This window comes from Hydrogenophaga sp. PBL-H3, from assembly GCF_010104355.1.
GTDB lineage: Bacteria > Pseudomonadota > Gammaproteobacteria > Burkholderiales > Burkholderiaceae_C > Hydrogenophaga.
Window position 1 is genome coordinate 2,554,327 of sequence record NZ_CP044972.1, and the last position, 16,591, is coordinate 2,570,917.

General features: G+C 61.0%; 12 protein-coding genes. All 12 read right to left on the reverse strand.

Annotated elements, in window-relative coordinates:
• Positions 1-4 precede the first annotated feature (4 nt).
• Positions 5-577: a S1 family peptidase gene (locus F9Z44_RS11730; RefSeq protein WP_236574105.1), complete on the reverse strand. Its 573-nt coding sequence runs from the start codon at positions 575-577 to the stop codon at positions 5-7.
• Positions 578-793: 216 nt separating this feature from the next.
• The gene (locus F9Z44_RS11735) at positions 794-1,903 is read right to left on the reverse strand and encodes a nucleotidyltransferase domain-containing protein (protein WP_201449951.1); all 1,110 of its coding nucleotides are present in this window, start codon (positions 1,901-1,903) and stop codon (positions 794-796) included.
• The gene (locus tag F9Z44_RS11740) at positions 1,893-2,816 is read right to left on the reverse strand and encodes an HprK-related kinase A (RefSeq protein WP_159606336.1); all 924 of its coding nucleotides are present in this window, start codon (positions 2,814-2,816) and stop codon (positions 1,893-1,895) included. The genes F9Z44_RS11735 and F9Z44_RS11740 overlap by 11 nt, the downstream gene beginning before the upstream one ends.
• Positions 2,813-3,103, reverse strand: coding sequence for an HPr-rel-A system PqqD family peptide chaperone (locus F9Z44_RS11745; protein ID WP_236574349.1), 291 nt, complete (start codon positions 3,101-3,103; stop codon positions 2,813-2,815). The genes F9Z44_RS11740 and F9Z44_RS11745 overlap by 4 nt, the downstream gene beginning before the upstream one ends.
• Before the next feature lie 26 nt (positions 3,104-3,129).
• Complete coding sequence (locus F9Z44_RS11750) at positions 3,130-3,774, reverse strand: hypothetical protein (RefSeq protein WP_159606340.1); 645 nt, start codon at positions 3,772-3,774, stop codon at positions 3,130-3,132.
• Between the two features lie 176 nt (positions 3,775-3,950).
• A complete protein-coding gene (gene prsT, locus F9Z44_RS11755; protein WP_159606342.1) occupies positions 3,951-6,728 on the reverse strand; it encodes an XrtA/PEP-CTERM system TPR-repeat protein PrsT in 2,778 nt (925 codons plus the stop codon).
• A gap of 28 nt (positions 6,729-6,756) precedes the next feature.
• Positions 6,757-8,118, reverse strand: a complete 1,362-nt coding sequence (gene prsR / locus F9Z44_RS11760; protein ID WP_159606344.1) for a PEP-CTERM-box response regulator transcription factor — start codon at positions 8,116-8,118, stop codon at positions 6,757-6,759.
• Positions 8,115-10,223 carry an XrtA/PEP-CTERM system histidine kinase PrsK gene (gene prsK, locus F9Z44_RS11765; RefSeq protein ID WP_159606346.1) on the reverse strand — a complete coding sequence of 703 codons (2,109 nt, stop codon included), beginning with the start codon at positions 10,221-10,223 and terminating at the stop codon, positions 8,115-8,117. The genes prsR and prsK overlap by 4 nt, the downstream gene beginning before the upstream one ends.
• 33 nt (positions 10,224-10,256) lie before the next feature.
• Positions 10,257-11,651, reverse strand: a complete 1,395-nt coding sequence (locus F9Z44_RS11770; RefSeq protein WP_159606348.1) for a TIGR03013 family XrtA/PEP-CTERM system glycosyltransferase — start codon at positions 11,649-11,651, stop codon at positions 10,257-10,259.
• Between the two features lie 83 nt (positions 11,652-11,734).
• Positions 11,735-13,669, reverse strand: a complete 1,935-nt coding sequence (locus tag F9Z44_RS11775; protein ID WP_159606350.1) for a hypothetical protein — start codon at positions 13,667-13,669, stop codon at positions 11,735-11,737.
• A 47-nt stretch (positions 13,670-13,716) separates the two neighbouring features.
• The gene (locus F9Z44_RS11780; RefSeq protein WP_159606352.1) at positions 13,717-14,922 is read right to left on the reverse strand and encodes a pyridoxal-dependent decarboxylase, exosortase A system-associated; all 1,206 of its coding nucleotides are present in this window, start codon (positions 14,920-14,922) and stop codon (positions 13,717-13,719) included.
• Complete coding sequence (locus F9Z44_RS11785) at positions 14,909-16,555, reverse strand: acyl-CoA ligase (AMP-forming), exosortase A system-associated (protein ID WP_159606354.1); 1,647 nt, start codon at positions 16,553-16,555, stop codon at positions 14,909-14,911. Before F9Z44_RS11785 ends, F9Z44_RS11780 begins: the two co-directional genes overlap by 14 nt.
• Between the last annotated feature and the right edge of the window lie 36 nt (positions 16,556-16,591).

Sequence of the window (16,591 nt, forward strand, 5' to 3'; positions counted from 1 at the left end):
GGCTTCACCGAAGGCGTTCCATCAGTTCCTGGATGTGAACACTCGGAATCGCATAGGAGATGCCGGACGGCTGGCTGAGAGCGGATTCACGTGTGCCCTTGATCAACACCATGTTGAGCACCCCCACCACATCACCGGTGTTGGGATCGAAAAGCGGCCCGCCGCTGTTGCCGGGGTAGGCCGTCGCATCCAACTGAAAAATTTCGAATGTGCCACCTCTAAGCCCTCGAATGGCCTGCTCGCTCAGGCGACCGGCCGAAGGGCTGGGCAGCGCTGCCGATGTGATGCTGGAGACGGTGGCACGGTGGGTGACGACCGAGAACCCGAGCACACCACCAATGGGAAAACCCATGAAGGCCAGCTCAGCGCCCTCACGCACAGCCCTGGAATCGCCCAGACGCACGACTGAGCCTGGCGGACCCTCCATGCGCAGCAGGGCGAGGTCGCGGCCGGGGTTGGTGCCCACCACCCTGGCTGGACGTATCTGCCACTCGCCCGATGGCTGGCGAATCTGCACAACCAGCGCAGGCGCGTCACCGGTCGATGCGTCTGACGGAAGCACGTGGGCGTTGGTCACCACAGTCTGCCCATCGCCCACGAGGAAGCCTGTGCCCCTGAGCTGAAACCGCGGGCTGTCCGTTGCTTTGAAAGTGCCGACCAACAGCACAGAGGGCTTCAGCTTGTCGATGGTGTCTGGCAACCCCGCCCACACAGCGCCTGTGCAGACCAGCCAGAAGCCAGACCACAAAAGGCAAATCGCCAGAAGGCGTTTCATCGGGTGCAGGTTGCGCATTCAAGCTTTCGGGTGAAGCACCGCTTCATCTTTGGGTACATTGGGAAAGCGGCGCATCCAGGCTTTTCGCAACAAATGCGGAATCACCAGGTGCAAGGGCATGCGAAGCATGTGAGAACGAACGTACAGCAGCCAACGCGCAAGGCCCGTCAACGGCGTGTCGCAGGAAGGATGCATGGGTCGAAGCGCCAGGCCCAGGCCCCATGACATCAGCCAACGCGCCATCGGACCAGGGCCCAGCCGGTCCACACGAGCCCGCAGGTGCTGAGGCGCTGACATACCGAACAGGCGGTGGATATGCAGCAAAGCGTGGAACAGAGGAACCTGAAGACCCAGCTCCACCGCCCGCTCCACCAGCTCGTCCCAGAATCCTGGTCTGGCTCCGAAATGAAGCAGCAGATCGTTGAGATCCAACAGATCACGCAGCCCGTGCCCGAACTCACCCTCCTGGAACAGATGCACGGCACTGTGCAACACCATGTCGACCGGGGCCAGCACGAACAGACCTGGGTAGCCCCTCACCGGAACCACCCGCTCCAGCAACTTGCGCCCATCTACACGAAAGCGGGACGTGGGCGGCGCGATGGTGTGGTGCAAGTCGATGAACGTGTCCCGCTGCACGTGACGCAGCGGCGGGATCTCGTGCATCCATTCGCGGTAATAGCGCTGGTTGTACTCATCGCGCTCTTCGCAGATCCAGCCTCCACCCAGCAGGCGAGCTTCGGCACTCAGGATGTGGGCCTGATCAACCATGATGTCGATGTCTGAAAACAGGCGCCCGCGCGCCGGCGCCTGTTCACCCATCACATATGCGGCACCTTTGAGCAACACCACCGGGGTGTTCAGGCCCCGCAAGGCGCGAGCAATGCAATCCACTTCCCAACGCACCTCATGCTGCTGGCGATCAGCCAGTCTGATGGCTCCCTCAAGGTGCTGCCGTGGGCCATCGGGGACCTGTTCAAGCCAGCCGCGGTCGGCATACAGGTGGGCCAGCCTGGGTAGCAACGTGGCCTGCCTGGCCTGGCCAAGCAGCGCGCCCCATTGCCGCAAGGCAAGCGCTGGCCGCGTGTTGGACGTGGACCAGACGGAAGAGAGCAGGTCAGGCTTCACAAAACCGCCTTGTAACCAGTTTTTCAAACATGGCCACCGCGTCATCAAGCTGCCCGTATTCGAAGTCGTAACAGTCGCACGCCTCCACCAGGTTGGCCAACACGTCAAATCCCTGCTTTCCAAGAATCAGGTAATTGAACGAATTCCTTCCAAGCTCCAGCAGGCTGTCGGCCCTGGAACGTTCAGTCAGACGGGGCGCCGCTCCCGCCACGTACTTGGGAAAGATCACCCACCGCGCTTGCGCGGTCTCGGCGATGCGCGCCAAGTGCTCGGGTCGAACTTTCATGTGGCTCACCGTGCCCTTGGACGTGTCGTGCACGACCTGGCTGAACACCGCCTGCGGAACGTATCGCCGCATGATGTCTATCGACTGATTCTTCAGACTGATGGGACGCCCGAACGGGGTGATGGAGACATCGTTCAGTGAAACCAGCGCCAGTTCATCTGACAACAGCCGCCAGCCCCGGTTGACCAGACCTGCGCACAAGGTACTCTTGCCCGAGCCGGGAGGCGCCGGCATGATCACGGCGCAGCCCTCTCGCTCGATCACAGCGGAATGCAGCAAAAGGTAGTGGTATGTGTGCATCGAAACACACCAGTTCATGGCCCATTCCAGCAGGGGAAACGCGTGGTTCTCAGGCAATGGCACGAAGGGCTCGAAACCATCGAACTTGAAGATGGCCTGCCGCCTGAACCAACGCCGCCAGCCCGCCCCCCTGGCGATCGTGATGCTGTAGTCAACAAACTGACTGTCGTCAAGAACGGGGTAGTCGGCGTAAAGGCACATCAGGGCCTCGGCAACTTGGGGCAACGGCGAGATCAGCTCAAATGAAAAGGGGCCAATCTTCAGAAGCAGCCCACCATTCGACAGTCGGTCGCGCAAGGCATCGGGAGTGAGGTCGGCAACGATCACGCTTCTGCGACCTCTACCAAACCGGCTCCATCAAACTCTCGCAAAATTTTTTGCACAAGCAACGGCACGGTGGATGGGTCGGAAAGACCAAGATGCTCACTGACATCAAGCGCGAGTGATGTCTCGCTGCGAGCGCCCTGGGCCAACACATCCAGCAGAAATGCCCTCAACACGTCAAATCGGTAGGTGATGCCCGAAAGTTGGTCAAACGCCACGAACTCATCGTCGAATGCGCGCCAGTGCAGCCTCACCAACGGGTTCTGAATGAACAGCCTGCCATCCGCCATCAAGCCACCGCCCCTTCAGAGCAAGCTCAGTTGTGAATCTCAAGGTAGGTCACAACCAACGCGTAGAACTGATCGCGCTTCTGATCCATGGTGTTGTAGAACTTCATCACCTCGGCGCCGCTGTACGGAAATGGGAAACCGGGTACGCCACCCGACAAACCATTGAGGTAGGCCCCGATCCAGTGTCGCGTTTTGGTGGACGCAAACTCGGATTTGCGCATCACATCGAAGAGGGTTACACCGTTGGTGAACAAACCGGACATGCCGGGATCGTCGGTCGCATACCGGGTGAACAGTGAGGTGCACTTGGTCTTGTAGTCAATCGGCCATGTGCGCCGGGGAACGATCTTCCCGTTGTTCTCCGCTTCTTGCCCCCACCAGCCGGGACTGTAGCCGCCGCAAGTGCGGGCATCGCTCGGAATTCGCGAATTGGCAACCTTGGACTGCATGCCGGACACCGAACACCGCAACCCAGCTTCTTCTCCACCCTTGCCGGTGGGCGTCAGCAACAAGGTGCTGCCTTGAGAGAGCGCCGAAAGTGGAAGTGCCGCCGCAGAGACGACAGCCGAACCACGGCCAAGCCCTTTCAACATCATCAGGCGCCGAGCATTTGCCTCAGCGGAGAGTTGCTTGGGCTGTTCGGTTGAGCGTGGCGGGGTGTTTTCTGACATGAGAGACTTTCTTGCAACTTGAATTTCGGTCGCGCTTGCATCAACGAAGCAATTATTGGACCAATTAGCAATTAGATACAAAAGGCGTGTTTTTTCAACGGTCTAGGCCTGCAGAGGACACCGCATTCCATGCGTGTGCTGCTTTGGGGTTTGCATGTGTAAATATTTTCGACACTTTAGAGAGCGCTTTTCATTTTTGTCACCTCGCTCTGCCCGCGAAACTTGTCGCCCAGAGCTTCAAGCTCGTCCAGCAGCGGCCGTGCGGAAGACTTGTCACCAGAGGCCAGGTAGATCTTGGCGAGATTGAGCTTGAAAGTGGGCGAGTTGGGCTGCGCCAAGACCACCTTCTTTTGAATTTCCAAAGCCTTGGCGTGCTCACCCTTTTCAGACAACAACCCCGCCAGGGTGTCCATGAAGGCGGGTTGATTGGGCGCTGCTGCGACGGCACGCTCAGCCAATGACAGGGCATCTGCGCGACCCAGCCGACCGGCCACCCAGGCCAAATTGTTCAGTGCCAACGCGTTCTTTGGTTGCAGTTCAATCACCCGCTCATACTGCCGTTGGGCTTCCTGGAGGTTCTTGATGCTGAGTGCACGATCTCCCAGAAAGAGGAGGAACCCCACATCGTTGGGATGGGACTTGACCCATTCCGCTCCGGATCGATCAGCCTCAGCCAACTTGCCGGCAAATCCAAGTGCTGTTTGCAGCTTGATGGCCAATTCGGTACTTGGGGCAGCCTTGAGACCTGAGCGATAGGCCTCAACCGCATTGGTCCAGTTTCTGCTGCTGAAGTGGATGTCTCCCTCCATCAAGAACCCGACACCCTCTTTGGGACGCTGCTTCTGCACTGTCTTGCTGATGAGAAGTGCATCGGCTGGCTTCTTGTCCTGCATGGCGAGCTCAACCAAGGCCCGCTGCGCGTTCAGAAAGTTGGGCTGGAGCTCCAGCGCTCGATGAAGACTTTGCTGAGCCGCCGCAGAGTTCTTCAAAGCGGCATGTACCGATGCAATTCGCAGATGAGGCTGGGCCGACTGGGGCAGCAATCCTGCAAGCTTGTTGAAGCTGCTCATGGCTTGGTTGTATTCACCATTCGCAGCCTGTGCCCGACCCAGCGCATCGATCAACTCCGGTGCATCGGGAACAGCCAAGACCGCGCCTTGGGCACTCGACAAAGCACCCCTTGGGTCCTTTTGTTGCAGAAGGTACTCCACCAACATAACGCGGGGAATCTTCTCATTCGGCGCAGCATCAATCGCCTTGCGCAGAATGTCCAGCACTTCCTCTTTCGCTGCCCCGCTCTTCGCCTTGATCTCGGCCAACGCGATGAGAGCCTGTGAATTCTTGGGGTCGCGCTTCACCTCGGCTTCCAGACGTCTCTGGGCTTCTTGAGGCTTGCCCTCTGCCACATCCAACGTTACGAGCGCGGCAATTGCAGCCATGTATCCAGGGGCGATCTCCAATGCTCGCTCAAAGGATTTGCGTGCCGTTTCCCTGTCATTGCGCAGCAAGTTTGCACGCCCGCGAAGGAGCGATGGCATGGGGTCGTTCGCGCGCTTTTTTTCCAGGGCATCAATGGCAACGAGCGCCTTGTCAACGTCGCGTTTGCGCAGGTGAGCATTGATCAAGGCCAGGTCAGCAACCACCCCTGAATCATCAGCCGCGATCCCTTGCAGGGAGTTCATCGCAAGCTCTGTCTTGCCCGACATCAACTGGCTCACCGCCAGCGAAGTTCGCTTGGCGGGGTCTTGAGGATCCAATTGCGATGCGCGTGCAAACAATGCCTGAGCCTGATCCAGGTCTCCTCGCACCAGGTGCACCTGTCCCGCCGCGGTGAGCAGCGCCGGATCAGTATTGTTCGTAGCGATGTCGGCAGGCAAGGCAGCAAGCGCCTTGTCTGTTTGGCCAGTTTTCAGCAAGGTGAGCACGAGCGCACGACGCGCAACCTTCAAGGTTGGCATTGCGCTGAGCGCCTTGGTCAAGTGCGCCTCGGCTTGGCCCAAAGAGTTGAGTTGAAGCTCAGTAGAACCTGCCATCTCCAGCGCCTTGGGGCTGTTGGGCGCATACCTCAACATCTGCTGTGAATACTCTCGTGCTGCTGGGTAATCCTTCTTCTCGAACGCAAGGAGCGCCTGAAGGTAAACAGTCGTTGGGGCGCCTTTGGCGAGCTTGGTCAGCTTCTCCATTTCGACGGAAGCCTCGGCCAGCTGCCCCTGGCTAAGCAGGATGCGAATAATCGAAGCTTGAGCGTCCGGGAACTTGGGGTTCGCTTGCGCGGCCTCGCGATACAACGCCATGCCCTTCTGCGCGTCACCAGTGCCATAAAAGACGATGTCGCCTTTCAGCTGGAGCGCATCCTCGTTCTTGGGAGCCGCAGCCAAAACCTTGTCGAGAATGGCGAGCGCACCGTCGTAGTCACGCCGAGCCGATTTGAATCGGGCTTGCTCGATCAAAGCGGGAGGGTGATCGGGTTTTGCAGCCAATGCCTGCTGCAAGCTCACCTCAAAATTCTCTTGCTTGCCTTGCTGTCGCCATGCCACCGCCATCAGTGTTTTCAGTTCAGCGGCATCCTCCGGTGCGGTGACCTCTACCTTGTCGAACTCCTCCGTCACCTGCTTGAACTCGCCCAACGCGAGCATGCTTCGAACCATCAACGGAGCCAACTTATCGAGGGGATATCCGAGGTTGCGGGCTTTTTGAAGCTCCGCCTTCGCGCCGACCGGGTCACCGTTGAGGAACAGCGCTTGTCCCAGCAAGAATCTGGCCTCGGCAAGATCGGGGTTCTTCTGCAGGGCATTCTTCAGCTGGATGATCGCCGCGGCTGTGTCGTTCTTGCCGAGGTATTGCCGGGCCGACTCCACCATTTTCTGAGGATCGCTCTCGGCGCAGCCCGCAAGCAACAACACGACAGCGAGGGCGACTGGTGCAAAGCCGCCAAGGAATTTTGTAGTTTTCATGGGTTCCTCCAGGAGATGGTTGCGGGTCTCACTTGAGCCCCAGTCGGTGCATCAGGTCATACAAGGTCGGGCGGCTCACGCCCAGCAATTCGGCCGCCCTGAGCAAATTGCCATTGGCCCTTGCAACCGCCGCGATGACCGCTTTTCTTTCGGCCTCATCACGCACGGCACGCAAGTCCATCGACTGCTCCGCGACCCCGTCAAGCGGCACCGGCAAACCCAGATCGTCAGCGGTGACCTGCGAGCCATCGGCCATGATCGTGGCACGCTTGATGCAGTTTTCAAGTTCGCGGATGTTGCCGGGCCAAGTGTGCGCCTCGATGGCCCTGAGTGCGTCGTCCGATAGAGAGAGGTTGCGGCGGTTTTGTTCCTGCGAAAAGCGCTTGGTGAACGCATGGGCCAGCAGCGCGGCGTCACCGACGCGCTTGCGCAGTGGCGGAATGTTGACCACGATTTCAGCCAGCCGGTAGTAAAGATCCTCCCGGAAGCGCGCTTCCGTCGTCAGTTGCTTGAGGTCTTGGTGCGTGGCGCACACGATGCGCACATCGACCGGAATTTCCTGACGGCCGCCCACGCGCTCGATCACACGCTCCTGCAAGAAGCGAAGGAGCTTTGCTTGCAGAGGCATGGGCAGATCACCGATCTCGTCGAGCATCAGGGTGCCGCCGTTGGCCGTTTCAATCTTGCCCAAGGTGGTCTTGGCCGCTCCGGTGAAAGCGCCCTTCTCATAGCCGAAGAGTTCGCTCTCAAGCAGATTCTCGGGAATCGCCGCGCAATTGATGGCCACGAAACGCCCGGCCTTGCGATTGGACGACTGGTGCAGACCTCGGGCCAGCACCTCCTTGCCCGTGCCGCTCTCGCCCAGCAGCATCACGGTGGCGCCGCTGTTGGCTACCTTCTCGATGGTGCGGCAGACGCGCAGAACTTCCGGGTCGCGCGTGATGAGCCCAGCCAGCGTGTCGGGCTGGCGCATGGCCTGCAGGCGGGCGTTTTCGGTCTGCAACTCGTGCAAACGGAAAGCCCGCTCCACCGTGAGGTTGAGCATCTCCGGCTCGAACGGTTTGGCCAGGAAGTCGTAAGCGCCCATGGCCACGGCCTTCAGGGCATTGGCCTGACCATTCTGCCCAGTGAGCACGATCACTTTGGTATCCGGTGCGGCCACCAGCATCTGCTCGAGCAGCTTGAAACCTTCAGAAGTACCGTCGGCATCTGGCGGCAGCCCAAGATCCATGGTGACCACGGCAGGCGCGTAGCGACGCAATTGAACCAGCGCGCTGTCGCAATCGTCAGCTGTCACCGAGGCGAATTGGTCCAGCGACCATTTGATCTGTTTTTGCAATGCAAGATCGTCTTCGACGATCAGCAGTTGCGGCCCTTTGTCAGCGCTCATGCCTCTCCCATTTGATGCCAGTCGGATTCGTTGAACGACTCGATGAGTGGCAAGAGCAGAGTGACCACGGTTCCCGCACCTTCCTTGCTGTCCACCGACATCTTGCCGCCCAACTCCTGCACGTATTGAAAACTCTCATAGGCACCGATGCCCATGCCGGCTTCCTTGGTCGTCTGGAAGGGCTTGAACAGCCGTTCCTGCACAAAATGCTCAGACATCCCCGAGCCATTGTCCCCGACTTCCACCCGAGCATGGCTCCCATAGCGCTCGATCTTCAGCCAGACCCGCTGTTGGCCTTCCGTGGCATCCAGCGCATTGTTGACGAGATGCCCCATGACCCGCTCCAACCGATCTTCATGGCCGCGAGTGGCCACGCGAGGCTGGACGTCAAGCTCCAACTGACGGCCACGCCTCGCGACGCTGGAGGCCAACTCCTCGGCAATGCGTCCCAGATCGACACCCACGGCAGCGCCCCCTGCAGCTGCTCCCTCACGCAACTGCAGCATGAGCTGACGCATGCGCTCAAGCGAGTTCTCCACCGTCATCAACATGTCGGCCTGGAACTCGGGGTTGTGACTCAGGCGTTTGGCGTTTTTCACCATGAGCGAGAGTTGCGTCACGATGTTCTTCAGGTCGTGCACCACAAACGCAGACATGCGGCTGAACGCCTCGAACTTGCGGGCCTCCAGCAGCGCTTCGGTGGACTGCATCTGGGCCAGAAAGCTGGCAGCCTGGCGACCCGCCGTCTTGAGCAGGTCCGTCACCTCCCAATTCACGTCGACTCGAGTGCGCGGGCTGCCCAACACCACGAAGCCCAAGAGTTCGTTGCCCAGCCACAGAGGCACCAGCAGCCAAGCTTGCGGCTGTGCGGCAAGCCATTGCGGCAAGGTCGAATGCTCGTAGCGATCTGGATGAAGTCGGTATTCCTCCAAATTGACCACCCAGCCCGAGCGGCGCATGAAATCCAGCAGCGCCGAATCAACAGGCTCGGTCTGCGAAACATGTGGCGAGTTCCAACGAGCGACTTGTCGGTACATCTGCTCATCGGGGCGCCGCAGCCACAGCGCGCCGGACGGGCTCTCCATCATGTCCGCCAGGCCCCGTATCACGTTGAGTCCCGTCTCACCTGGCGCGGTCTGGATCGACAGGGTCTGGGTGAACTTCAACCACTCCTCACGGTAGTCGTAGCGGTACCTGAAAAAATGCTTGCCCAGCAGCACCCGCATGCGTGCCCGGAAGCTGCGCGACAGGCCCAATGCAGCGAGCAATACCAGCGCCAGGAACACCATCGCCAGTTGCAGCGACCGCCCCCAATCGCTACCGAAATAGCGCACGTAATAGCCGACTCCCGCGATGAACATGAGGTAGCCACCAGCCAACAGGAGCGTCGCTGAATGAAATACCACTTTGCGAGAAACCCGGATGTTGGAAATCCAGTTGCGATGGCGGGAGATCGCGAGCAAGAACAACGGCATCAAGGCCGCGTGCACCATGCCTCGAATGTTCCAGGCGTCCTCATCGATGCCGCTGAAGAGCACAGCTTGAGAGAACAGGTACAGGTCGAAAAGAAACGTGCCAGCCAGCCCCAGGCAGATGGGCTTTGCACTCCACAGCGCGTCTTCTGGCAAGTTACGAAATAGCTGCTCCACCAGCACCAAGCCCATCACGGAAAGCAGCATCAACGTGAGGTAGAGCCCGACTGGCGCATCACCCTTGGGCTGAAACCAGAACGTCGAGAACAAAAGGCTCAACAGGCTCAGAACCGGTAGGGCCACGGCAACAGGCACCATCCACTGGACCTTGTCGAGCGCGCGCCCTTGCTCGGCGTTGGCGCGAAACAGACAAACCACAAATGCGAACCACGCGGCATACCTGCAGATGTCGGCCACAGCAGCCCACACCCACCACACCGGCGCGGACAAGGCGGCGAAGCTCAAGCCACCCCACAAAGCCGTGAGCGCTGCAGCCATCAGGATCGCCATACCCGGCCTGTTGACAGGCGCTTTGAAGTAGCCCTGGCGCCCCACGAGGGCAGTCATCGTTGCGTACGCCAGCATGGCTGCGCCGAAGCCCCAGGCCAACAACACGTTACCCATGCCGTTCATGCCGCAGGCCCCGCAAACATGAAACGGGTCGGATTACTGGGCACCTTTGCCCGTCAGCACCACACCGATGGTCTCGAAGAGCACGACAAGGTCAAGAAACAGGGAGTGGTTCTTGACGTAATAGAGGTCGTACTGGAGTTTTTCCACCGTGTCTTCTCGTGAGGCACCGTATTGGTAGCTCACCTGCGCCCAACCGGTGACCCCGGGCTTGACGCTGTGCCGTACGGCGTAAAACGGTATGTCCTGCGTGAGCTGATCGACAAAATAAGGGCGCTCCGGGCGAGGCCCCACCAGACTCATGTCACCCATGAGCACGCCGAAGAGCTGCGGCAGTTCGTCAATGCGCAACTTGCGGATGATTCGTCCCACACGCGTGACGCGACTGTCGGAAGCAGTGGCCCAACGGGGAACGCCGTCCTTTTCTGCGTCGATGCGCATGCTGCGGAATTTCACAACGTCAAACGGCTTGCTGTTCAAGCCGACGCGCTCCTGGCGGTACAGGATCGGGCCGGCGCTCTCCAGCTTCACAGCCAGGGCCGTGATCACCATGATCGGCAGCGAAACGAGGATGAGGACCATCGCCCCGGCGATGTCGAAAAGGCGCTTGACGGTGGTGCGGACGAAGCCCTGGTTGAATCCTTCACCAAAAATGAGCCAGCCTGCAGACGCCGACTCCAGGCGGATCTGGCCCAGGTTTTGCTCAAAGTACGTGGCGATGTCGGAGACGCGAACTCCCTGCAACTTGCAGTCCAGAAGTTCCCGCATGGGCATGCTGCCACCGCGGCGTTCGCTCAAAGCCACCACGATTTCGTCCACGCCAGCCCGCGTGACGAGGTCATTGAGGCGTTCGCCCGGCGCCAGAGTCGCCCAAGAGGTGACCTTGTGGTCTGTTTCATTGGGGCTCGCGTAGTAGCCGACGAGCTCAACGTTGGCACTGGAGTGGGTCAGCGACTTCCCCACCATCTGGGCACGTTCCCCAGTGCCATAGACGAGCACCTTGCGGCGCGTGAGGGATTTGGGCAGCATTTCACCCACCAGAACACGGTGGGTGAGCATGAACCCGGTTGTACCCAGAACGATGAGCGCCACCCATTTGGCGTCGTAGGAAGGCTCCAGAGGCAGGAACCACAGCACGGCCACCGCAATGGCGCCAGACAATACAAAAGACAACACGGCACGCGCTCGCATCTGACCGGTTGTCTTGCTGCGGGTTCGTTCGTAAAAGCCCAGCGCTGAATTGATGGCCAACATTCCCAAGGCCATCAACACGCCGCGGGTCAAACCTTCGGTGACCACCGAGGCACCCAGCAATGCCGAGTTGGACTGCACGAACAGAGCCAGCATGAGCGCTCCGACCACCAAGCCCATATCGAGCATGACTTGGAGCACCGTACGGCGATGGAAGTAGTGATTGAAGATCTTTATCAAAGCGAGGGTCCCTGCGTATTTTCGGATGACTAGGTTGCGGGACTGGCAACGTCGTCAAACACATTACAGCGTAATGCTAAGGACTACAACCTGTTACATGATGAAACACCCTCTATTTGTCCACGAAATGCGCACACTGACCACAACAAAATCAGCAGTATCAAGCTCACACGCGGCACTTCCGTGACACTGATCACGCCGCCCAAGCTCAAGATCCCTGCCAGCGCGCCCATGTATGCCCAAGCCACCGAATCACCCGCCCGAACACGGCGCCACAGGTGGCGCAGTGCCCACATCACCCAGACGGCAAAAACCCAGAGGCCGAACCATCCGCGCTCGATGAGCACATCAAGGTAAAGATTGTCCAAGTGCCAGGGCTGGAACCTCCCTTGCGCGATGGGAAGCCAATGCTGCAAACCGGCGGCAAAGTCGGGATTGAGCAGACGCTGGTGTCCGGCGGCGTCGAACATTTCCACCCGATCGATGCGAATGGGCGCATCCGCCTGAGCGGGCGACAGTGCCAGAACCGCTTCACGCCAACGGGCGACGCCACGCGTCTCTCCAGAAATGTCCTTGCCGAAATGCATTTCCACCTGACCATCTCCCGCACCCAAAGCCGGATTCAGTGAGGCCCATTGCCTGCGGCACTCGACGTTGTAGAGCAAATGCCGCTCGCACAGGCTCACCAACAACCTCGATCCGCTGTCACCTGAGGCGCGCAAGCGCACGGTAGCAGTGTCCCCCTCGCCAAGCTCGATGCGTTGAGTCAACGCAAACAAATCGGCACGCTGGTCGATGTCGTGGCGCCCGGAAAGCAGGACATGACCCGAGCCGGTTGAGTCTCCCCGCCAGATCGCCTGGCCAGGAAACTGCCCACCGGGCACTTCGGTGCTGTAGTGGGCCGGGAAGCGGCCCAACCCCAACCCCAGCAACCAGTCCTGCGGGGAGTCCAGGAGCCCCACCCCTGATCGCCAGTGATCCATTCGGTTGACCATGTCGGTTTCCGAGCGGGAAAGGCGATCGGCCATGAACGACCCGCCCACCAGCACGAGTGAGCTCTCCAGCACCAGCGTGGCCAGCACGGCAAGCAGGGTTCTGCGCCCCCAGATCGCGCCGGCAGCGGGGGGCAGCCGCAATTGCCAGGCCGTGAGCCCCATGAGCAACAAGGTCAGGGTCACCGCCAGGTACACCCCACGCGAGTACGTGGTCAGCACGGCATATACGGCCACAACCATGAGCAGATTGCACCCAATCCATCGCGGTGCTGTCGACGATGCCCACATGCCCCACACCGCGAACGGCACCGCCATGACGAGGTAGGCATCGATGGCTCCGCCACCCACGTGCATTTCCCAGAACCAGGCGCTGGTGCGGTAGGCTTGGGTGAAGTTGAACGCACCGGTGTAAACCGTGCGCTCCCAAAGCACCATCAGACACACCAGCCCCAATCCGGTCAACATGCCGCGCGCCACCAGCCGCGGCAGCACGGGCCGATCACTGTCCCCCGGTGGCGCCAACAACGTGGCCAGCAGCAAGGCCCAGAGCAGGCTTTTGCCAACCCGCCAAGTGTTCCAGGCGCTGTCGTAGCCGGCGTATGCCGCCTCGTGCCACCGTGGCAGCGCCGACCAGTCAACGCCGGCGTCGTGCAGGCCGCGCCACACGCCAACCACGAGAGACACCGCCAACAGTGCCCAGATTGCGAAAACGGGCCCATGGGCCATCAAGCGCCTGGGCGTTTCTCCTTGACGCATGTCATGCGCCCAGCGGACGAAGGCCCCGCCCAGGCACGACAGCACCAGCACGTCGGACTCGTCGACCAGCCACCAGCCGGTCCAGGGCATGAAGCTCATGACCGGCAACGCGGCAGGCAACAAAAACCAGAGGGTCTGGGGCCGCGCCGCCACCCAAGCGCCGGTCAGGAGAGCTGCGCCAGACACCAGCGAGGGAGCGACAGGATGCCTCACCGCCAGCCACAGGGCCGCCAAAGTCATGCCCCCACCGATCAACAGCAACAGCACCGGCTGAATGAGATCTCCCGTCGCCCGCCGACCCCCGCCGTGTCCAATCAAACCAGCACTTCCGCGCAACGCGGGTGGCCCAGAAAGGCTTGCGGGCTGGCACTGGCACCGTACGCGCCCGACTGGAAAACAACCACCAGATCGCCCGGATAGGCCGGGGGCAGTTCCACCCGGTCGGCCAGCACATCCAGCGGTGTGCACAAGGGCCCCACGATCGAGACCTTTTCGCGCTCGGTTAGGTCCATGCGATTGCCAACGGCCACCGGGTAGTTGCGACGAATGACCTGTCCGAAGTTGCCGGAGGCCGCCAGGTGGTGGTGCATGCCACCATCGGTGACCAGAAAGACCTGTCCGCGGGATACCTTTCGGTCCAGCACGCGGGCCACGTACACCCCCGCCTCCCCCACCAGATAGCGCCCGAGCTCCAGCACGAGGCGGCAAGCGGGCCATTCGCTGGCCATGCTGCCCTGAATCTCGGCCAGTGCCTCCGCAACGGGTGCAAGGTCAAGTGCTTGTTCGCCTGGGAAGTAAGGAATGCCCCAACCACCACCCAGATTGATCTGTTTCACTGGCGACGACGCGCCTTCGGCCAGCCGGACCACCAGTTCGTGAGATTGGCGCAGGGCTTGCGCGATGGATGCACCGTGGAGATTTTGCGACCCCGGGTAAAGGTGAAAACCTTCAAACCGCAAGCCGGCGTCACCAATGGCCCTGAGCACCAGGGGCACCACCTCGGCATCCACACCAAACGGCTTGGCGCCTCCGCCCATGCGCATGCCCGCGCCGCGCAGGTCAAAGTCCGGGTTCACGCGAACGGCCACTCGAGCGGGCAACCCCAGGCGCTCAGAGGCGCGGGCCAGCAACTCCACTTCCCGGAAGGACTCCAGATTCACCAGCACCCCCGCCGCCACCGCCTGCGCGATTTCAGCCTCGCGCTTGCCTGGTCCCGCAAAACTCACATGCATCGGGTCGACCCCGGCATCCAGGGCAACTGCCAGCTCCCCCGAAGAGGCCACGTCCAGGCCGTCGACCAGGGGTCGCATGAAGCCCACCAGGGCGGGCCAGGGGTTGGCCTTCACCGCGTAATGCAAGCCAATACCGTGCGGCAAGCCGGCTCGAACAGACGCCACGCGCGCAGCCAGCAAATGGCGGTCATAGGCATAAAACGGGGTCTGGCCCACCCGCTCAGCGAGGCGGGTCAGCGGTATGCCGCCGACACAAAGCTCACCATCAAGCGTCTCAGAGGGTCTCATCGTTGTTCTTTCCGGCGAGGCGTTCCCAGTCCGACTTCCATCGGGCGCGATCGAGCTTGCCATTGGGGTTTCGTGGAAGGGCCTGGTCATGCCAATGCACCACAGCCGGCACCATGTAGGCAGGCAGCGTGGCCTTGCAGTGGGCCAACAGTGCACCGGTGTCCTCGTCGCTGATGGCCACCGCGGCCACCACAATGACTTGACCCAACACCGCATGGGGCATGCCCACCGCCAGCGCTTCGACCACCAGCCCGCTGGCGTGCACAGCCTCTTCCACTTCGGTCGGGCTGACACGGTAGCCCGAGGTCTTGATCATCTCATCGTGCCGGGCGACGAAATACAGGAAACCTTCGGCATCGCGGCGAACGGTGTCGCCAGAGAAAACGGTCATCTCAGTTCGGGCAAACGCCTCGCGCGGAGTTGAAAGCGCGATCGGCCAAGCCCGAAAACGCAATGCGGTTTCCTCGGGCCGGCGCCAATAGCCCAGCGCCACCAAGGGCCCACGGTGCACCAACTCCCCCGGCTCGTCCACATCACACTCGGTACCGTCCGGGCGAAGCACCCGAATCTCCACATTGGGAATGGCCTTGCCGATCGAGTCGGGCCTGCGGTCCACCTCCGACGGTGGCAAGTACGTCGATCGAAAGGCTTCGGTCAATCCGTACATCAGGAATGGCTTGGTCGAGGGCATCAACTGGCGCAAGCGATCCAGCGTGGCTCGCGGCATGCGACCTCCCGTGCAGGCCCAATAGCGCAAATGCCGCGACGCCTCTTCGGGCCAATCCAGCGCCGCGAGTTGCATGTACAGCGCTGGCACGGCCGTCAGGCCGGTGACCTGCTCTCTGGCCATGGCCAGCAACACATCGCGCGGCAAAAGGTGGTTGAGCAACACCACGCGCGCGCCCACCAGAAAGGCTGTGGTCAACTGGCTGAAGCCCGCATCGAACGACAAAGGCAAAGCGGCCAACAGGGTGTCGTCGGCGTTGTTCTGCAGGTAGCTGGCAACACTCGTCGCACCCGCCACCAGATTGCGGTGCGACAAGACCACTCCCTTGGGCAAGCCCGTGCTGCCTGAGGTGTAGAAGATGGCGGCCGCATCCGTCTCCAGGACCGATGGCAGGACGTTCTGCCTGCATGCCAGCACGTCAGCCCATGCATGCAGCTTGCACGGCAACTCCGCCGTCAAAGCAGCGGCGTTGTCGCAAACCACCACATGCCGCAACGCCAGGCATTCCTTCAGCGCGGGTTTGAGGACCTCCAGGCGCGACGCGGAGGTCACCAGCACCTGCACGCCCGCGTCTTGCAGGATGTGGGCGACCTGAGCCGGCTTGAGAAGAGGATTCACGGGCACCAGCACGCCACAGGCGGCCGACACGCCGAAGCTGGTCACCACAGCTTCGACACGTTTCTCCAGAAACACCGCAACGCGCTCTCCGCGCACAAGCCCCAACTGGATCAGACCAGCGGCCAGCCCCTGGATCGATTCACCCAATTCGCCGTAGGAAACACTGGTGCGACCCGCTGTGAGAGCCAGCCGCTGCTGCATCTCGGCGGCTGCGCGCAGCGGCAACTCGTGCAGCAAAACCGGTGGATAGCTTTCGCTGAAATCTTGCGCTGTGGCCATGCGGCGCATGTTAAGCGATCACCGTCGCGCGGCCCGCCCCGGTCG

What these genes read in the sequence shown, in the direction of transcription:
- F9Z44_RS11745 (WP_236574349.1), bottom strand. Translation starts at nt 3,103, where the DNA reads ATGGCGGATGGCAGGCTGTTCATTCAGAACCCGTTGGTGAGGCTGCAC.
- F9Z44_RS11750 (WP_159606340.1), bottom strand. Translation starts at nt 3,774, where the DNA reads ATGTCAGAAAACACCCCGCCACGCTCAACCGAACAGCCCAAGCAACTC.
- prsT (WP_159606342.1), bottom strand. Translation starts at nt 6,728, where the DNA reads ATGAAAACTACAAAATTCCTTGGCGGCTTTGCACCAGTCGCCCTCGCT.
- prsR (WP_159606344.1), bottom strand. Translation starts at nt 8,118, where the DNA reads ATGAGCGCTGACAAAGGGCCGCAACTGCTGATCGTCGAAGACGATCTT.
- prsK (WP_159606346.1), bottom strand. Translation starts at nt 10,223, where the DNA reads ATGAACGGCATGGGTAACGTGTTGTTGGCCTGGGGCTTCGGCGCAGCC.
- F9Z44_RS11780 (WP_159606352.1), bottom strand. Translation starts at nt 14,922, where the DNA reads ATGAGACCCTCTGAGACGCTTGATGGTGAGCTTTGTGTCGGCGGCATA.
- F9Z44_RS11785 (WP_159606354.1), bottom strand. Translation starts at nt 16,555, where the DNA reads ATGCGCCGCATGGCCACAGCGCAAGATTTCAGCGAAAGCTATCCACCG.